This is a genomic window from Psychrobacter muriicola 2pS, from assembly GCF_904846535.1.
Taxonomy (GTDB): Bacteria; Pseudomonadota; Gammaproteobacteria; order Pseudomonadales; family Moraxellaceae; genus Psychrobacter; species Psychrobacter aquimaris.
In genome coordinates, this window is record NZ_CAJHBC010000002.1 from 248,401 (window position 1) to 265,870 (window position 17,470).

Consider the following 17,470-nt stretch of genomic DNA (forward strand, 5'->3'; position numbering starts at 1 on the left):
CTTGCCAGTATTAGACGGGACAATGAGGAAGCAATTCATGCCATATGATATCGATAATGATATAGAAGTAGATAACGACAGTACGGATCAATTTGCAGGATTTGCCAAAGAGACTACCCTTGAGTTGGTAGAGGCAGAGGATGGTCGCTTATTGTTACGTGACACCGAGCAAGATGAAGCGCCGCTGATGACCATTGATTTTTCTGTAAAGCTTAAAGAGCTGCTCGGTAGTGACACGCAAGCGATAGGTCAGCATATGATTCATGCAGCGATTCAGGTCATTATGCAAAAGCAGATGAGCCAATGGCATGCGCATGTCTATGACAAAGAGCCGACACACTATAGCTGATTTTAATTTTCCGGATTTAAATAGCTAAAAATTTAGCCATAAAAAAAGGGTTTATCAATTGATAAACCCTTTTTTTGTTCAAATAACACCATTTATAAAAATGGAAGTTATTTGATTTTAGCTTCTTTAAAGATCACATGCTGGCGTACTTTTGGATCAAACTTTTTGATCTCCATTTTGCCAGGCATAGTGCGCTTATTTTTAGTAGTGGTGTAGTAATACCCAGTACCAGCTGTTGATACTAATTTAATTTTATCTCTCATGATAGCTTTCCTGTAAATGAGGGGTCTTCAAACGATAGGTACGGATCTAAAATATTAAGTAGCTACAAATGTAATGATGTAGCAGAAAAGCAGCTTAAATGACGAAAATTATCGAGCTATTAAGCTGCCAGTCTCAACTTATACTTTTTGACCTTGTGCGCGCATATCTGCTAGCACTTTATCGATACCCAGTTTGTCAATGATGCGCATACCTTTGGTAGACACACGTAGACGTACAAAACGATTTTCAGACTCTACCCAAAAACGATGGTTGTGTAGGTTTGGTAGAAAGCGACGACGGGTTTTGTTGTTTGCGTGCGAAACATTATTACCCACCATAGGGCGCTTTCCAGTCACTTGGCAAACTCGAGACATGGCGAACTCCTAATCTATGAGGTATGAGTTTTTCTCATACCAGTCTGGGCAAGTTGCACGTTTTTGCGGCATGGACACAGCAAGCGGCAGCTTTGCACCAAACAAAACTATATGAAGGTTGAGCTGGTAAAACTGCTATCTAAAGGCAAATAACAGGCTGACCAATTCAGAAAATTTTAAAGCCGACATTTATACCATAAAAGAGATGAATACTCAAATATTTTTATGATTATTGTCGATCTAAAGGATGGCTATTATACCCTGAAATTCACTGGCTATGTTGTTGATTATTTAATAGTAAAGATTAATTTTTAGTTGTAAGTTATAACAAAAGTCAGTAAAGTTGCTGTTATATATTTAATACAATCTGTTAATACAACTGGTATTAATGTAAATCTATGTATCATTACCAATCTACTATGATTCTGTGTAATGATTTTCGCTTATTTGCTCGAATAAATTACTGCTGACGCGGAGTCCAAAACATGTCATATAGCTCATTACCTTTTACCTCTAAATTATTTCAGCTTACGGCGTTATCAATATCACTAACTCTAGCTGGATGCGGTGGTGGTGGCGGTGATACTGTAGATTCTATTGCACCCACTCCTGATACAGGCTTAGTGCAGGTAACCCCTGATGGTCAGACTCCAGGTGATTCTGCTACTAAAGCGAGTGAAATATATATATCTTCTAATTATAGTGGGATTAAAATGACTAAGGGAGCTTCTATAGAAGTGACTGCCTTAGTGTTAGATGCAAATAATGGTAACCTAGCAGAGCAACCTGTAACTTTTAAAATTACTGACCCTAAAGCTACAGGTGTGTTTAGTAACTCCCAATCCAAGATTACCACGGATGAAAACGGCAAAGCAGTAATTAGATTAGAGGTGCTGAATCAATTATCTAAAGAGCAAAGTGATTATCTTATAAACAATGGATTGACAGTAGAAGCTAGTATTGGCAATGTCAAAAAATCTATTAAACTATATGGCTCGAATGACAACGCTGATATTGAAAAACAAAATGTATATGATGTTTTTATCTCCTCTGATAAAAATCAGCTATTGACAGGCCAAGATAAGACAACAGTTAGTATTAGAGTAACTGATAAAAAAGGCGGTATTATTGCAGGAGTACCTGTCATCGTCAGTATTGCTGATGCTGCATTATATGGTTTGTCATTGAATGGCACTTCTCGGCAGCTTACAGATAATGAAGGGCTAATCGAAATTGAGTTGATACAAAGTAGAGTAAGTGTTGATGCTCAACTGAACCACGAGAGTGTATTGAACGTTGTCGTTGATGATGGTAAAAACAGTATTGTTGAACAAAACTTACCAATCATAGCTTCAGGTACCCGTGTAAGTAACGTGATATCTTCTAAGAATGCAGTAAATGCAGGAGATAATTTTAGAGTATCTGGTCAACTCTTAGATGGCGCAGCAAAACCAGTTGCGAATGCTGATTTTATTATTTATAGCAACGATACGGAAGCTGGGGTTGGGAAGTCTGACAACAATGGTAACTTTGTAGTTGACTTAAATGCTTCGAGTTTAAAACCAGTAAATGATAACTATTTATTTAGTCTTGAGGTGAAAGGCGTTGAAGTTAGCCAGCGTATTCCTGATATTTTAACGGTAGTATCTACGAGTAGCTCAAATATAGGATTTTCTCCAACTACAGATATTATTGTCGGTGATCGACAGAAAGTCATCTTGAGTGTGCCAGATGCTATCGATGGAGATAGCGTTAATGTCTCAACAAATAAGGGCAAAATATTTGCATCATTGAATGATGTTCAAGGAAGCTCGCGTCGCACATTGACTGTTACAGGTAAAAAGGTTGAGTTTTATGTAGAATCTAATGTACCTGGAACTGCAACTGTAAGAGCAGAGTATGGCAATGATAGTAAAGAGACAGTATTAAGTTTTGTCTCTATCGAGCCGAAAAAATTAATTCTACAAATTGAGCGTGCAGTCTTAAGTGTGGGCGGTTCTACATCTGTAATGGCTAGAGTTTTGGACAAGGATGATGCTCCTGTCAAAAATGCTATCGTACAGTTTACGACGACCAGAGATGCATCTGGTGGAAGTTTAAGCCAAGCGGTGGCGTATACTGATGATAACGGCCGAGCTGTAACGACTTATAATGCAGGCCAAAACTCAACAAGTACAGATGGTGTTGTCATTGAAGCACAGGTTCAGTCAATTAGATTGCCAGACGGTAAGGAAAAAGCAGTAAACACACTCTTAGATAGTTCAGCAATTACAGTCCAAACAAAGTCGACCTATATTAGTTTTGCATTTGCAGACAAAGTTTCTGCAGGTAGCAACCAAGTATATTACTTCCAGAAAGGGTCAATCAGCGTGCTTAATAGTGCTGGTAAGCCAGCTATTAATCAGCCAGTCTCTATTAATTTGATTCCTGATAGTTATTTAAAAGGTGAGTTTAGTATTATTAAAGATATGTTTGGCAGGACTGTCTGGTTCCAAGATTCGGTTTCTTGTGGCAAAGAAGATAAAAATAACAACGGTATTTTAGATCCTAATGAAGATTTCAATAATAACGGTCAATTAGATCCTGTTAACGTAGCGGCAGTTATCAATGAGAATGGTCAAGAAGTAACTTCTAGCCAGAATTTTAATTTTATAACAGATGATACTGGTAGAGTAGATTTCTCTATACGTTACCCTAAAGAGTATGCAAACTGGTACAAAGCTAGCGTTACAGTCAATACCAGTGTAGATGGTAGTGAGTCACAGCAATCTCGCGTGATAGGCTTCCCGACTCTAGTAACTGACGTGAATATTGCCACACCAATTCGACCAAACTGGACAAGTCCATTTGGTACTGATTTAAGTTGCTCTAGCTCTAAATAGAATCAATTATAAATACAAAAACCCCCAACCCTGTGTTGGGGGTTTTTGTATTTATAACCTCAATAACGAAATACAACCAACTCAATCAGCAAAGTTATGTAAAAGCGATTAGAATAGTCGGTTTCCTATGCTAATGACCGTATTGAAAGTCAGTAGCAAGTTTAATTTTTTGATTGGGCGCACTATGTCAGACACTGCAACGATTACTTCACCGAAAACTTCATCTCATAAACTATCTAGTAACCTGTCTAACAAGACGGCAATTGATACTGCCACGCTATTGATTAAATGCCGTGATCAAGCCGGTATCGTGCAAGCGGTATCTGAGTTTATTCATCGCTATGGCGCTAATATCATCACGCTAGATCAGTATTCAACTGCTCATGAGGGCGGTCAATACTTTATGCGTTTAGAATTTGCTTTGGCAGGGTTGAGCGAGATTATTGATAATTTTGAAGCCAGTTTTGCACATACGGTAGCCAAGCGTCATAACATGGCGTGGCGTTTACATGATAATGCGATTAAGACGAAAGTTGGTATTTTAGTATCAAAGTTTGATCATGCATTGTTGGATTTGTTATGGCGGCATCAGCGAGGTTTACTTGATTGCGAGATTACCTCTGTCGTCAGTAACCATGAAGACCTGCGACAATCGGTAGAAAACTTCGGTATTGTTTTCCATCATGTGCCAGTGACCAAAGACAATAAATCAGAGGCAGAAGAGCAGATTCATATGCTGATGGCAGGCAATGATTTGCTAGTGTTGGCGCGTTATATGCAGATATTGTCGTCTGATTTTGTCAAGCGCTGGCCGATGCAAGTCATTAATATTCATCATTCATTTTTGCCTGCGTTTGTGGGGGCAGACCCTTATCGCCAAGCTTATGACAAAGGCGTCAAACTGATCGGAGCGACCGCGCATTATGTCACCGCTGAGCTCGATCAAGGGCCTATCATTGAGCAAGATGTCCACCGTGTGACTCATCGCCAAGGCGTGACAGAATTACGAGCTATTGGCCGTGATATCGAGCGCAACGTATTGGCACGCGCTGTGAACTGGCATGTACAAAACCGCGTGATTGTAGCGGGTAATAAAACCGTGGTTTTTAATTAGCCTTTAATTAGAGCGATTTCAAATTGGGAAGGACTCGTTAAAAGAAGGTTAAAAAAAGCCGCGAGTATTATTCATTAATACTCGCGGCTTTTTTCTAAACCTATTGCAAAGCGGATTTTATAGCAGCATCTCTAACACAAACTTGCTGCCCACAAAGCCAATGGCTAATAGGATAAAAGCATAAATAGTAATGTTGGCGGCACGTTTGCCACGCCATCCAGCACGCCAGTTACCGACTAGAAGTGCCCCAAACAATAACCAAGACAGCAGGCTAAATACGGTTTTATGCACAATATGCTGTGCCATCAAGTCTTCCACATAGATAAAGCCAATGCCCAATGCGATACTCAGCAGGACAAAACCGACCAACAGCATATCGAATAATAGACTTTCCATACTTTGCAGTGACGGTAGTTTGTTGACCCAAAACCGATGAATAGAATGGTGCTTGAGTTCCCGTATTTGTAAGCGCAAAAATAGCGCTTGCACCGCTGCCATCAGCAGCACACAATAGGCGGCAAGTGATAGTAATATATGAGCTTCAAGCCCAATACTGATATTCGTAATGGGTTGATAAGGAGCACGGCCAATATAGCCAACTGTCAACCCTACCAATGCTGTTGGCGCTGCCAGTATGCCTAGACTAACAATAGGGCGATATAAACAAAATAAAAAATAGAAGAACAAAAAGAATAAGCTGATTAAGCTAATGATATTAAAAAGATTGAAATTTAGCCCGTAAAGCGTAACAACATAAGGGTAAAGTAGCGCCGCATGCGCGAGCATGCCGACCATCAGTAATCCCAAACTGACGCCTTTATGGATAGGCTTATCCCGAGTCAGCGCCCAACTGAGGTAAACGCTGACTAAGATATAAGCTAGGCTAGCAAGTAAGAATGCAAGGTGCACAGATATAATGCCTCATCTCATACTGAGCGCAAAATAGCCGCTCAATTTAATGCTAAAGTGGTATTATCGGAATGATTAGAATAATCGTCCAATTTATCATAAAATGGGTGCCAATTGAGCACCATCTTGCTTATTACTTATAAATGCTTGGCTGAGTTTGTTTGAATAAGCGCTAATATGCATAGATCATAAAGCGATTATTTATAAGTCATAAAGCGATGCGTCAAGCTTAGGTAATGCTATATTTGCAAAACCATTATAATTTTGACGTCGTATTGATGCTATAGTATTGATAATATAGTGTTTTTTTATAATTGCTTTTATCAAGATACGATTGGATACTTTGCAGTATTCCCTAATAATATTTATCAGCCATTTGAGCTGAAGCCAGTTTAACTAAGTATTGTTTTAAGTAAGCATTATTTTAAGTAAGTATTGTTTTCACCAAGAATTATTTTAACTGAGAGTTATTTATGTTTGATACCTTAACAGAACGCTTATCGTCGAGCCTGCGCAATATCGTCGGTACTGGGCAGTTGACCGAAGACAACATCAAAGACACCCTGCGTGAAGTGCGTATGGCGCTACTAGAAGCCGACGTCGCGCTACCCGTCACCCGTGACTTTGTAAAGCGCGTCAAAGAGCAAGCGCTTGGTGCAGAAGTACTCAAAGAGTTAGCACCGGGGCAAGCCTTTGTCAAAATCGTCCATGACGAGCTGACTGAAATGATGGGCAGTGCTAATCAGCAGCTTGAGATGACGGGTAAGCCACCAGTTGTTTATCTATTGGCTGGTTTGCAAGGGGCGGGTAAAACCACAACGGCTGGTAAATTGGCGAAGTTTTTACAAGAGCGTCATAAGAAAAAGGTCATGCTAGTATCTGCTGACGTTTACCGTCCAGCGGCGATTGCCCAGCTTGAGCAAGTGGCAGGTCAAGTGAATGCCAAGTTTGTCAACTCAAGCACTGATGAAAACCCGATAGATATCGCGTTGCGTGCTATCGAGGAAGCCAAAATTCAATATCAAGATATTCTGATTATTGATACTGCTGGTCGTTTGCATATTGACGATAGCATGATGGATGAAATTAAGGCGCTAACTGCAGCGGTCAATCCGTCTGAAACGTTGTTTGTCGTCGATGCGATGACGGGTCAGGATGCGGCCAATACCGCCAAAGCCTTTAACGATGCACTGCCATTAACGGGTGTGATTTTAACCAAGACTGACGGTGATGCTCGCGGCGGTGCGGCACTTTCTGTACGTGCGATTACTGGCAAACCGATTAAGTTTTTAGGTCGCGGTGAAAAATTAGATGCATTAGAGCTGTTCCATCCTGAACGTATCGCCCAGCGTATTCTTGGTATGGGTGACGTACTGAGTTTGGTCGAAGAAGTTGAACAAAAAATCGACCGTGATAAAGCCGAAAAAATGGCGAAAAAGATGCAAAAGGGCGGTGATTTCGACCTTGAGGATCTATTGACCCAGTTTCAGCAAATGAAAAGCATGGGCGGCATGGCAGGCTTCTTAGATAAGATGCCAGGTATGGGCGGCTCGGATATGCAAAAAGCGGTCGAAGATGCTAAGCCAGAAGAAAAAGTACGTGAGATGGAAGCGTTGATTAATTCGATGACGCCATTTGAGCGCAAAAACCCTGATAAGATTAATCCGAGCCGTAAGCGCCGTATTGCTGCAGGTTCTGGACGTGAGATTCAAGACGTCAATCGTTTGCTCAAACAACACAAGCAAATGGCAAAAATGATGAAAATGATCTCTAAGCCTGAAGGCATCAGTAAAATGATGAAGTCGATGCAAGGGCTAATGGGTGGTGGCGGTGCTGGCGGCAGCGGTGGCGGTCCTTTATTTGGCGGCGGCGGTCAGCAAGGCGGCGTCAAGGACGTGAACCCACAACAAATGGCCAAGCAGATGGGTCTGGATCCAAACAATATGCCAAGCACTGAAGAGATGCAAAAACAAATGCAGAATCAAGCGCCAAAGAAGTTTAAAACCCGTTTTTAAATGGTCGTTGATTCAATGAGCAGCTAGGGCGTGCCCTCATTTTGAAAATGGTGATAAAAACGAGATAAATTGTAGTCAAACAAGGAAAATAGCGCAGATAATATCGAGATATTACCTAGTTGTTTGACGACATTTGGCAAAATTTAGCCCATTTAGATAACAATCGATTGCATTGAGGACACGCCCTAGTATTAATAAGAAGTTGTTAATAAAAACCCCGAGGCGCAAGTCGCTTTGGGGTTTTTCACGTCTGTCGTGTTCTAATAAATATTGATGGATTAAGTATGAAAATTTAGAAATTAATAAAATTTGCCTATCCTAAATGCTATGATAGGCGCTGTTTTATAATGCTAAGCGAATAGGCCGAGTTTATGATGTTTTTAGCAATGGATACCGTGTTTGATCAGTGTTCGATCGCGATTTTAGATGCTAGTGGTCAAGTGCTATCGAGTCATACGGAGACGGGTAAACGCCAGCAAACCCAGCAAATTCTGCCAATGATTGACGCCGCTTTGTTTGAGGCTAAGCTCAACCTCGCTGATTTACAAGCTTTGATATTTAACCGCGGCCCTGGTGCATTTAGCGGCATAAGGATTAATACGGCAGTGGTACAAGCGTTGTCTGTCGCCCATGATATTCCTTGTGTGGGGGTCTCAAGCCTACAAGCGATTGCGCAAGCAGCGTATCAAAAATATGGTTTGACCGAAGTGTATAGCGCCCTTGATGCGCGTATGCAGCAAGTTTATTTTGGGCAATATGTGCTAATAGATAGCCTTATGCAGGCAGTTAATCAAGAAAATGGCGAAGATACCGAGCAGTTGCTCGATTATGACAGCCAGACGGTGCTTAATATTCCTATCGCTGGTAATGGTGCGCCGCTATTAACATTACATGACGGTCAGATAATTCAGGCATATATTCACCCTGACGCTACTGTGATAGGGCAGCTTGGTGTTGCTCAATTTATGGCGATAGGCGGCACAGAAGCCTCGCAAGCTTTACCAAAGTATCTTCGCAATCAAGCGTGGAAAACACTGAAAGAGCAAGGTAAAGCGTAGCCATCGTCAGCGATATATAAAATAAAAAAATACTCTAAAAACGGTATTAACCAACAGGTTCATATTTAGGAAAGCCATCGTGGATATCATTTTATTAATTCAAGCTGTCATCATGGGTATCGTTGAAGGTATCACTGAATTTTTACCCATCTCTAGCACTGGCTACTTGATTTTATCAGCGGATTTGATGGACTTTTGGACCAAAGAAAAAGTTGATTTGTTTGTGGTGGTGGTGCAGCTTGGTGCTATTTTAGCGGTCATTTATGATTATTGGGGCAGACTATGGCAAGCGCTTATGGGTCTGCTGACAGGCAAAGCTGAAGGCATGAGTAATCCAAGACAGCTTGGACTTAGCTTAATTGTGGCGACTATTCCAGTGATGATCGTTGGTTTTACCTTCGCTGATGAGATTAAATCATATTTATTTAATCCCATCGTCGTGGCAATTATGCTAATTATCGGTGGTTTATTGATATTCTATGTAGAAAATCGCCCTAAAACGATTATTGCGCAAGAAGCTGAGGATGTGGGTCTAAAAACAGCCTTGATGATAGGTCTGTTCCAATGTCTGGCATTGATACCGGGAACATCGCGCTCAGGCGCGACGATTATTGGTGCGCTATGGCTCGGCGTCTCACGTAAAGCTTCCGCTGAATTTTCCTTCTTTTTGGGTATTCCAGTCATCATGGGCGCGGCATTATTGGATTTGCTGAAGCATCATGATGTATTGACCAATAGCGAGGATTGGCTGGTATTAGGTATAGGTACGGTGGTGTCATTTATCGTCGCCTTGCTCTGTATCCGTTTGCTAGTAGAATGGGTCAGTCGTCGTGATTTTAAAATATTTGCGTGGTTACGCATTATTACTGGCGTTATTGTGTTAATAGCGGCTTGGGGCTTTGGTTATCAAATGGCAGGCTAGAGCCGATTGTAGGAATGGGTCTATAAGCCGCGAATAGGAAAGTAGAGATGACCGCTTCACGCCAAGGGTTCAAAGAGAGTAGTAATATGATGCACTGCCAACTACGCTATGTCAGCCAGTCGCAGCATAGTCAGGTTGCAGGTATACAAGCGTTGATAGCTGCCCATCAACTGCCCATCATTTTAGACACTGAGCTGTTTACCGATAAGCTCAGTCAAAAACGTCGCCAGCAATTAAGCCAGACAGCTACCCAACCTATATTGCTGTTGGATGAAAAAAACACGCTATCATGGCTGAGCGATGGGTTAAGCGTTGCACCAGAATGGGATAAGCTGCAACGCCGTGTGGTGAGTGCGGGGCGCAAGTCTGAATTATTATTACAAGCTGCTAAAATCACGTCGGATAGTCATGTTATCGATGCCACAGCAGGCTTTGGTCATGACAGTTTGATATTAGCCAGTACGGGTGCACAGGTCATTATGCTCGAGCAGCAGCCCTTGATGGCATTGTTATTGTTAGTAGAGCAGCAGCGTATGAGTGGGCTAGCAAATTGGCAAAAGCTGATGAGCCGTCTGCATATTATCAATACTGATGCGCTTGGTTATTTTGCAACTCTAGCAGCTGATACAATAGATGACACTAAAGAAGTAGATACGAAAACAATTGATGTGGTGTATCTGGACCCTATGTTTCCGGAAGACAGTTACCAAGATAGCAAAACGGGTAAAGGTGCTAAAGTGGGCAAGCATATGCAAGCATTACACCAATTGGCTAGCCCTCCAACGCTAGAACAAGAAAAACAGTTGCTACAAAGTGCGCAAGCAGTAGTCCGTCAAAACGGACAAAACACACAAACACAGGGGCGTGTGGTCGTTAAGCGTCCGCAATTTGCGCCGTTACTTGCGCATCAACAACCAAGTGAGAGCTGGCATAATGAAGCCGTACGCTTTGATGGTTATTTTGTTTGATGTCTGTTTTTTATACTAATGAGTGCGCTGAGTTAGCATATGCAGTTAGCAAATTTATGTTTGCAAAATTGAGAATGATTGGATTTAGGAGCAGGGAATGTCGACGCTAATTATTTGGATCATGGGTGCAGGGTTATTATTAATAAATATCATTTTGCGCACCCGAATATTAAGGCTGGAAGCCCGTTTAAAAGAGTTCAGTCGTCCTGAAGATTATTTGGCCTTTTTGCGTCAACAAGCCACACAAAAAGACAAAATTCCTGCCATTAAAGCCTTACGCAAGCAATATCCTGAGCTGTCGCTCATCGAAGCAAATAAATTGTGGCAACAAATCCATTAGTTCGTCAATTTATTAATGCAATCTAGTAGTTTTCAGACATTTATGAAAATACGCATACAGAATATTCTATCAGTGATAATTAAAATACCATGACATTCGATGACAAACTACACGCCTACCTGCAGCTGACGCGCTTTGATAAGCCAGTAGGTATTGAGCTATTGCTATGGCCAACGCTATGGGGCGTAATGCTGGCGGCGATGGGTCAAGCGCAGCAGCAAGGTGCAAGTGCAGGTCTACCCAGCCTTAAAGTGTGGGTAATATTTGCCCTTGGCGCGATTTTTATGCGGGCGGCAGGTTGCGCGATCAATGATTTTGCCGATCGTAAGGTCGATGGTCATGTGACTCGCACGAAAGGACGTCCATTAGCTGATGGACGTCTGTCTGCCAAAGAAGCAATCGCTGCTTTTTTAATATTGGTATTACTCAGTGCCAGCTTGCTGTTCTTTTTGCCAATTGCGGTATTTTACTGGTCGCTTGGCGCAGTACTATTGGCGTTCATCTATCCATTTATGAAGCGTTTTACCCATTTGCCGCAAGTGTTTTTAGCCGCCGCTTTTGGTTGGGCAATACCGATGGCGTATGTAGCGATACAAGGCGCGCCTGATATTTGGTGTTGGCTATTATTTGTCGCTTATATGTGTTGGACCGTGGCTTATGATACCCAGTACGCTATGGCTGACCGTGAGGATGATTTAAAAATTGGGGTCAAATCAACGGCGATATTATTTGGTCGCTATGATGTGATTATTATCTCGCTGCTACAAACAGTGTTTTTGCTTATTATGGGTGCGGTCATTTGGCATTACTTTGCACCGACAAGCTTAGGCGTGACGCCAGTATTTGGCTTGGCGTTAGTTGCGATGATGTTTGCTAAACAGAACAGCGCTTGTGCTACTCGTAATGCTAGAGCCTGTTTTCAGGCGTTTTTAGCCAATATATGGGTAGGGCGTTATATCTTTGCTCTCATCGCAATCGCTTGTCTATGGACGACTTTTAATGGATAACTTCAAAAAGCTTTCAAAGTCAAAAGCGAAAAGGAATTCTGATGCCAATGCATCTGTCATAGATTACCAAGCAAAGCTGACTGAGCATGGGCTAACACGCGAACAAGTGATTGCCACCGAGCGTAAATTGGCTAAGTTTGCTAATACGATGGATTCGCTGGTACGTGTGCCTTTTACCAAACAAGGCATGGGTGCTGATGCGGCGCTTTCGACGATTCCGCTGGCAGGAGATTTAGCAGGACTGGCTTTAACCAGCTATGCTTTTATATTAGGGCGTCAGCTTGGTGTGCCAGCGCATAAAATGACGCCTGCTGTCAGACTGGCACTCATTGACATGGTTGTTGGTATCGTACCGGGTATTGGGACGCTGCTCGATATTTTTATTCGCCCCAGTCGTAAGACCTTAGGTATCGTGCATGAGCATCTACACGATGAATATGGCATTACTGAAACGATGCATATGGATCGGCCGTTTTTGCATCAATCGCTAGAAGACAAACAGCAGCAAAGTCGCTTTTGGCGTCACCCTCTCGTTGCGTGGTTGTATTTGCACATTCCTGATCTGTTGGGATTAATCGTTATTGTGGTGATTGGTTGGGGACTATGGGCAGTAATCAGTTGGCTGGTCAGTCTGTTTGGAAAAGTAACTGGTTTTGGCTAGAGATAAGTTAATAGGACCAAAAGGCGGCAAATACCATAAATATTTGCCGCCTTTTTAATGCTTAAGAGATTTCTATTACGTAACTTTTTAAAGGTTCTAAGCTGTATTTTTTAATCAATTACTCAGTGATGACCTCTGCTTCCGCACTGACTGCATCAAAGCTAGTGACTTTATTATTTTTAATAAAATCAATACTGCCACCGCCCGCATGACTGACCAGTTGGATACTGCCATCGATTGATCGATAAGTCGGGTTGTTACCTTGACCTTCTGGTGCGCTTAGTGTCATTTTTGGTTTGTTGGGTAGGGTAACGATCGCATTGAGCACGCCTGCTGCTGAGGTTTCAAAAACGACCGAGAGTGATTCACCAGCCGCATTTTTATAACGGACATCAGTAATTTGCGCGCCTTTAATGGCTTGTTCTGGATTTGGTGTTGGGGCAGTATTGTTTGCTGCCGAGTCTGTCGCATCAAGGTCATTTTCTAGCTCAGTTAAGCTCACATCTTGTTCTGGGCTAGTAGTTTCAGCGGTATTTCCTGCTTCATCAGCAACGTCAGGCGTATTGATGTTAGAGGTCACAGGTGTTGATTGTAGTGTTACTTCTGGAGGTCTCTCATTGTCTGTCTCAGGCTCTGGTGTTTTTTGGCAAGCACTCAATAGTGAGATACTCAAAAAAATAGCAGTAACAACCTGAAAATACGGTTTTGATTTTGCAACTGTAAGAGCATAGACTTTCATAATAATACGGCTATCCATTGGTAGAGCTTTTATTTAAACATAGTAAATCACGTAAAACCATCTACAATTAAGATCAATAATTTCCCATTCAGCGTCAAACGACTCTGACACTGGAAAATCAATTTTTGGTGCGATTTTAGCGAGCAGCAGCTCTAATGTTTGAATGTTCGACAGACCCTAAACCTTTGACTAAAATTTGTTAAGTAAGCGGTGTCTGCAAGCGTGTGCGATTTGGTGACAGGCGCACAAGCATCGCTGTTGATAAGGGGGCAAATGCTCCTAACATCATGTCTGTTAACGCTTCGGCACATATTGGCGCAATGGCATACCCTTTAGCACCCATGGCACTCATCACCCAAATTCGTTTACTGTCTGCTAGTACGCCAACGATGGGATGATAATCAGGCGTTTGAGTGCGAATACCCGCCCGTCCTTGCCACAAACTGAGATCTGATGGAATGACCGAGTCCATCTCGGGAATAGCAGTCACTAGTTTTTCGCGGCTAATCTGATGCTCTTCTTTGCGGATATCTATGTCGGTATCATTACGTATAAAGCTTGCGCCTAGTAAAAACTGAGGTTGCTCTTCTACAACAGTGTTCAATTGTCCATCGCCTGCTTGTGCGGTAAATAATGCACAGTAGCCACTGTATTTAAGCGGTATTTTGGGTAAAATTTTGAGCTGCTCGGTTGTGGGCGTAAACCAAGAAAGCTGACCGCGAATTTTACGACAATCAAAAATACGCTTGTCCAGCTGATGACTCTCAAAAGCCGCACAAATTACCACATTATCAGCGTTAATGGATATCGCCTGCTTATCCTGATTATTGCCTTCAATACAAACACTTGCTTCTGTTTCGCTAATACTCTTAACGTCTACTTGCTGAAAGTAGATGAGCGAATGCGTCAGGATAGTAGCTTTTAATGCTTGTGGATTGACCAAGCCAGACTTTGGTAAATATAAATTCTCTGATAAATCCTGTGTTTTTAACCCGCTGACATTTTGCGCCTGCTCATAGGATAATGTCGTGGCCATCTCATCGGGATAATCAGCAATTTGCTCTGTGCCAATGTTGGCTTTCATAAGCAGATCAAGAGCGCCTGTTGGTTCAAGTATTGGCACTAATCCTGATTTTTCAGCGTCTATATTTAAGCGTCGATATAGCCGACTGCTATAGAGATAGCCTATGGTATGCAAATGTTCGTCGACATGATGAATGGGCGTCATCTTGGGCGCAAGTAGGGCGCGAGGGTTACCTGATGCGCCCGTCAAAGGCGCTGATTTATCTAGCAAAGTGACTTGAATACCACGATTGGCCAGCGACCAAGCGGTTAGCAGTCCTGAAACGCCAGCACCAATGACAATGCTATGGGCATTATGGGCAGGTTGATTGTAAGTGTGGTCAGTAGAGTCGCTATTGCTCTCTTCTAGCTTTGCAGCGTCAGTCATGATCGCCGTTAGCATTTCTCGCTTTCGTCCAAAGCCTTTCACTTTTTTAATCTGAAAGCCGCAATCTTGTAGCGCACGCTTGACGATACCGGCACAGCTATAGGTGGCAGCAGTCGTATTGGGGCATGATAAGCGCTGCATTTGTGCAAAAATACTATCCGCCCACAAGGTACTATTGCAAGAGGGCGCAAAACCATCTAAAAACCAAGCGTCAACATAAGGTGCATGCGAGCTAGAAGGGTTATTTGCCAGTTTGGCTAAGCTCTCAGCAGCATCACCCAACCATATATCAACGGTCAAATTATCATCAAAGAAATTCAAACGATGGCAACCCGCGATAAGAGGCGGATAGGCCTCCAGCAATAGCTCAATCAGTGTTGTCAATTCAGGCGCGCGCTGTCCCCATAATGCGAGTATTTGGGTAAGGTCGGCAAGGGGTATCGGGAACTTTTCAGTGCTAATAAAATGCAGTTTTGCAGTTGCTAACTTTGAATTTTGTGCGCGTAACTGCTGCCATAGCTGCCACGTAGCAAGAAAATTCAGTCCAGTACCGAAGCCCAGTTCAGCAATCGTAAAGCATTGCTTTGGCGCAAGATTGGCCAGTCGTTCAGGCAGTTGGTTATGTGCCAAAAAAACATGACGCGACTCTGCTAAGCCATCAGCGTGCGAGAAATATACATCACCAAACTCTCCAGAGACCGGCACCATATTACCAGTATCATCCATCTGCCAATCAATCTTGGCAGGGGTGATATTTGATGAGTGGGTGCTTAGTAACTGAGTGTTTTTAGAGGGCGTAGAAGAAGATGTATAAATATCTTTTGATTCGAACGTGGATTTAGACATAGACAGTCACATAAGATAAATCAATAAAAAGTGCGTGGTACTAGCTACCAGCGTTCACGGCGGACAAACACCAGCCAAGAAACAAAAATACCGACCAATAAACTGATCAAGACCGTGAATGCACCGTATAAAAAAATCTGACCTTTGCTCTCGTAGACCAAAACATTCACTTGAGTTTGCAAGTCATTCAACTCGCGTTGCAACTGTGCATTACGGCTTAAAAGTTGCTGATTGGCATCAGATAATGCCTTCTCAGATGGTTGTAATTGCGCCGCTAATGTATCGCTGATATTCATCACTGAGCTTTTTGTTGGTTGAGCGTTCGGTATGGGTTGCGCTGGCACGGGTGTCGTGATGGCTGGATCAGCCACATCGATAGTCGTCACTGTTAGCGCAGCCTGTACTGAAACAGCCGCCATAAAAATCACGCTAACAATGCTACGCTGATAAGAGCGACTCTTTAACAAAGATAGGCACTGATTCACGATTTTGCTACTTTAACTGATGCGTTGTCATCAGCTTTCGGCAATGTATGGATAAAGGGTCTAATATCTACGTGACTGTACACGCCATCACGTAAGTAAGGCTCATCGTTTGCCCATGCTTGCGCTGCTTCTGCAGAGTCAAAGTCAGCAATAATCAAGCTGCCTGACATCTCGCCTTTGCCATGCTCGATGGGTGTTGGGCCAGCGATGATCAGTCGATTGTCATGATCTAAAGCTTGCAAGCGTTCGACATGTTCAGCGCGGGTAATATGACGTTGTGCGCTGCTATTAGCCACGTCATGACCAATAATGGCAAATAAGGACATGAGACTTCCTCGGTTAATAAAAATTATGATTAATTTAAAGTTTGTTGCTCAATGCGCCCTAGCTAATTGCGATTAATGATTGTCACTATTGGCATTTAGAAATAGCATTGGCTATATTATAAAATGATGAACTGAGTATTATTTGCTGGTTTTATCTGTTAGCGCAGGGTTGAGGTGCTTTTTTAATACGGCAAACTGGGCGATGACGAATACCAACATAATCGGAATCCAGCCATAAGTTTTAAAGTTAATCCATGCCTCATCTGACATCGTAAACGCTGTGATATAATGAAGTATGCCCATAAAGGCAAAAAACAGTGCCCAAGCGAGAGTGAGTTTTTTCCAGCCACTCATCGTAAGCAAAAAAACATCTTTCATCGCTAGCTGCATCAGTGGCTTATTAATCGCAGCACTCACCAAAAGTGTTAGTGCAAAGATACCGTTGATAATAGGTGACTTCCAACGCAGATAGATATCATCACGCAACAATAAAGTACCACCACAAAACAAAATGGTTAATAGTAAGACAACCCATTGCTGTTTATCAAACGTGCCTTTTTGGCGAATAAAATGAATGGCATAAACGATGATGGTGGCGATGAGCAACGCACCAGCCCCCGCTAGGATACCACTGTAGCGAGCAGCAATAAAAAAGGCAATTAAGGGAATAAAGTCTAATAAAGCTTTCATAGCAAAGGGGATGTCCGACAAAAACGTATGGGGTAGTTTACACGTCTACTGCACCAAAAAAAAGCAATCAA

Annotated in this window: 18 protein-coding genes; 10 read left to right on the forward strand and 8 right to left on the reverse strand. The window is 42.4% G+C overall.

Annotated elements, in window-relative coordinates; all coding sequences use genetic code 11:
* The first annotated feature begins 37 nt into the window (after window positions 1-37).
* Window positions 38-349, forward strand: a complete 312-nt coding sequence (locus JMX93_RS03460; protein ID WP_193011809.1) for a hypothetical protein — start codon at window positions 38-40, stop codon at window positions 347-349.
* A gap of 107 nt (window positions 350-456) precedes the next feature.
* Here the strand turns inward: JMX93_RS03460 and rpmG are convergent, their stop codons facing one another.
* Together rpmG and rpmB are read right to left on the reverse strand one after the other, a co-directional pair.
* Window positions 457-612 carry a 50S ribosomal protein L33 gene (gene rpmG, locus JMX93_RS03465; RefSeq protein WP_010201403.1) on the reverse strand — a complete coding sequence of 52 codons (156 nt, stop codon included), beginning with the start codon at window positions 610-612 and terminating at the stop codon, window positions 457-459.
* A 138-nt stretch (window positions 613-750) separates the two neighbouring features.
* Complete coding sequence (rpmB, locus tag JMX93_RS03470) at window positions 751-987, reverse strand: 50S ribosomal protein L28 (protein WP_193011807.1); 237 nt, start codon at window positions 985-987, stop codon at window positions 751-753.
* 485 nt (window positions 988-1,472) lie between these two features.
* Here rpmB and JMX93_RS03475 point away from each other — a divergent pair, with 485 nt between their 5' ends.
* Window positions 1,473-3,869, forward strand: coding sequence for a hypothetical protein (locus tag JMX93_RS03475; protein ID WP_499203860.1), 2,397 nt, complete (start codon window positions 1,473-1,475; stop codon window positions 3,867-3,869).
* 184 nt (window positions 3,870-4,053) lie between these two features.
* A complete protein-coding gene (gene purU / locus JMX93_RS03480) occupies window positions 4,054-4,983 on the forward strand; it encodes a formyltetrahydrofolate deformylase (RefSeq protein WP_499203861.1) in 930 nt (309 codons plus the stop codon).
* A 117-nt stretch (window positions 4,984-5,100) separates the two neighbouring features.
* Here the strand turns inward: purU and JMX93_RS03485 are convergent, their stop codons facing one another.
* Window positions 5,101-5,892, reverse strand: a complete 792-nt coding sequence (locus tag JMX93_RS03485) for a cytochrome C assembly family protein (protein ID WP_443215549.1) — start codon at window positions 5,890-5,892, stop codon at window positions 5,101-5,103.
* A gap of 473 nt (window positions 5,893-6,365) precedes the next feature.
* Here JMX93_RS03485 and ffh point away from each other — a divergent pair, with 473 nt between their 5' ends.
* The 7 genes from ffh to JMX93_RS03520 all read left to right on the forward strand — a co-directional run bounded on the left by ffh (window position 6,366) and on the right by JMX93_RS03520 (window position 12,863).
* On the forward strand, window positions 6,366-7,907 hold the full coding sequence (ffh, locus tag JMX93_RS03490; protein ID WP_499203862.1) for a signal recognition particle protein: 1,542 nt from the start codon (window positions 6,366-6,368) through the stop codon (window positions 7,905-7,907).
* A 374-nt stretch (window positions 7,908-8,281) separates the two neighbouring features.
* Window positions 8,282-8,965: a tRNA (adenosine(37)-N6)-threonylcarbamoyltransferase complex dimerization subunit type 1 TsaB gene (gene tsaB, locus JMX93_RS03495; protein ID WP_499204015.1), complete on the forward strand. Its 684-nt coding sequence runs from the start codon at window positions 8,282-8,284 to the stop codon at window positions 8,963-8,965.
* A 79-nt stretch (window positions 8,966-9,044) separates the two neighbouring features.
* The gene (locus JMX93_RS03500) at window positions 9,045-9,887 is read left to right on the forward strand and encodes an undecaprenyl-diphosphate phosphatase (protein ID WP_193011799.1); all 843 of its coding nucleotides are present in this window, start codon (window positions 9,045-9,047) and stop codon (window positions 9,885-9,887) included.
* A gap of 47 nt (window positions 9,888-9,934) precedes the next feature.
* Window positions 9,935-10,855, forward strand: a complete 921-nt coding sequence (locus tag JMX93_RS03505) for a class I SAM-dependent methyltransferase (protein WP_499203863.1) — start codon at window positions 9,935-9,937, stop codon at window positions 10,853-10,855.
* 97 nt (window positions 10,856-10,952) lie between these two features.
* Window positions 10,953-11,195 carry a hypothetical protein gene (locus tag JMX93_RS03510; RefSeq protein WP_499203864.1) on the forward strand — a complete coding sequence of 81 codons (243 nt, stop codon included), beginning with the start codon at window positions 10,953-10,955 and terminating at the stop codon, window positions 11,193-11,195.
* An 89-nt stretch (window positions 11,196-11,284) separates the two neighbouring features.
* Window positions 11,285-12,202, forward strand: a complete 918-nt coding sequence (ubiA, locus tag JMX93_RS03515) for a 4-hydroxybenzoate octaprenyltransferase (RefSeq protein ID WP_499203865.1) — start codon at window positions 11,285-11,287, stop codon at window positions 12,200-12,202.
* Complete coding sequence (locus tag JMX93_RS03520) at window positions 12,195-12,863, forward strand: DUF4112 domain-containing protein (RefSeq protein WP_499203866.1); 669 nt, start codon at window positions 12,195-12,197, stop codon at window positions 12,861-12,863. The genes ubiA and JMX93_RS03520 overlap by 8 nt, the downstream gene beginning before the upstream one ends.
* 118 nt (window positions 12,864-12,981) lie before the next feature.
* Here JMX93_RS03520 and JMX93_RS03525 read toward each other — a convergent pair whose 3' ends face one another.
* From JMX93_RS03525 to ispZ, 5 genes are all read right to left on the reverse strand, one after another.
* Complete coding sequence (locus JMX93_RS03525) at window positions 12,982-13,620, reverse strand: hypothetical protein (protein ID WP_499203867.1); 639 nt, start codon at window positions 13,618-13,620, stop codon at window positions 12,982-12,984.
* Between the two features lie 181 nt (window positions 13,621-13,801).
* On the reverse strand, window positions 13,802-15,898 hold the full coding sequence (mnmC2, locus tag JMX93_RS03530; RefSeq protein ID WP_499203868.1) for a tRNA (5-methylaminomethyl-2-thiouridine)(34)-methyltransferase MnmC2: 2,097 nt from the start codon (window positions 15,896-15,898) through the stop codon (window positions 13,802-13,804).
* A 44-nt stretch (window positions 15,899-15,942) separates the two neighbouring features.
* Window positions 15,943-16,317, reverse strand: coding sequence for a hypothetical protein (locus tag JMX93_RS03535; protein ID WP_499203869.1), 375 nt, complete (start codon window positions 16,315-16,317; stop codon window positions 15,943-15,945).
* A gap of 62 nt (window positions 16,318-16,379) precedes the next feature.
* A complete protein-coding gene (locus JMX93_RS03540) occupies window positions 16,380-16,709 on the reverse strand; it encodes a YciI family protein (RefSeq protein ID WP_499203870.1) in 330 nt (109 codons plus the stop codon).
* 138 nt (window positions 16,710-16,847) lie between these two features.
* Window positions 16,848-17,399 (reverse strand): septation protein IspZ, encoded by a 552-nt coding sequence (ispZ, locus tag JMX93_RS03545; protein WP_193011785.1) that lies wholly within the window; start codon window positions 17,397-17,399, stop codon window positions 16,848-16,850.
* Between the last annotated feature and the right edge of the window lie 71 nt (window positions 17,400-17,470).

What these genes read in the sequence shown, in the direction of transcription:
- JMX93_RS03460 (WP_193011809.1), top strand. Translation starts at nt 38, where the DNA reads ATGCCATATGATATCGATAATGATATAGAAGTAGATAACGACAGTACG.
- rpmG (WP_010201403.1), bottom strand. Translation starts at nt 612, where the DNA reads ATGAGAGATAAAATTAAATTAGTATCAACAGCTGGTACTGGGTATTAC.
- rpmB (WP_193011807.1), bottom strand. Translation starts at nt 987, where the DNA reads ATGTCTCGAGTTTGCCAAGTGACTGGAAAGCGCCCTATGGTGGGTAAT.
- JMX93_RS03475 (WP_499203860.1), top strand. Translation starts at nt 1,473, where the DNA reads ATGTCATATAGCTCATTACCTTTTACCTCTAAATTATTTCAGCTTACG.
- purU (WP_499203861.1), top strand. Translation starts at nt 4,054, where the DNA reads ATGTCAGACACTGCAACGATTACTTCACCGAAAACTTCATCTCATAAA.
- ffh (WP_499203862.1), top strand. Translation starts at nt 6,366, where the DNA reads ATGTTTGATACCTTAACAGAACGCTTATCGTCGAGCCTGCGCAATATC.
- tsaB (WP_499204015.1), top strand. Translation starts at nt 8,282, where the DNA reads ATGTTTTTAGCAATGGATACCGTGTTTGATCAGTGTTCGATCGCGATT.
- JMX93_RS03505 (WP_499203863.1), top strand. Translation starts at nt 9,935, where the DNA reads ATGACCGCTTCACGCCAAGGGTTCAAAGAGAGTAGTAATATGATGCAC.
- JMX93_RS03510 (WP_499203864.1), top strand. Translation starts at nt 10,953, where the DNA reads ATGTCGACGCTAATTATTTGGATCATGGGTGCAGGGTTATTATTAATA.
- ubiA (WP_499203865.1), top strand. Translation starts at nt 11,285, where the DNA reads ATGACATTCGATGACAAACTACACGCCTACCTGCAGCTGACGCGCTTT.
- JMX93_RS03520 (WP_499203866.1), top strand. Translation starts at nt 12,195, where the DNA reads ATGGATAACTTCAAAAAGCTTTCAAAGTCAAAAGCGAAAAGGAATTCT.
- JMX93_RS03525 (WP_499203867.1), bottom strand. Translation starts at nt 13,620, where the DNA reads ATGGATAGCCGTATTATTATGAAAGTCTATGCTCTTACAGTTGCAAAA.
- mnmC2 (WP_499203868.1), bottom strand. Translation starts at nt 15,898, where the DNA reads ATGTCTAAATCCACGTTCGAATCAAAAGATATTTATACATCTTCTTCT.
- JMX93_RS03535 (WP_499203869.1), bottom strand. Translation starts at nt 16,317, where the DNA reads ATGGCGGCTGTTTCAGTACAGGCTGCGCTAACAGTGACGACTATCGAT.
- JMX93_RS03540 (WP_499203870.1), bottom strand. Translation starts at nt 16,709, where the DNA reads ATGTCCTTATTTGCCATTATTGGTCATGACGTGGCTAATAGCAGCGCA.
- ispZ (WP_193011785.1), bottom strand. Translation starts at nt 17,399, where the DNA reads ATGAAAGCTTTATTAGACTTTATTCCCTTAATTGCCTTTTTTATTGCT.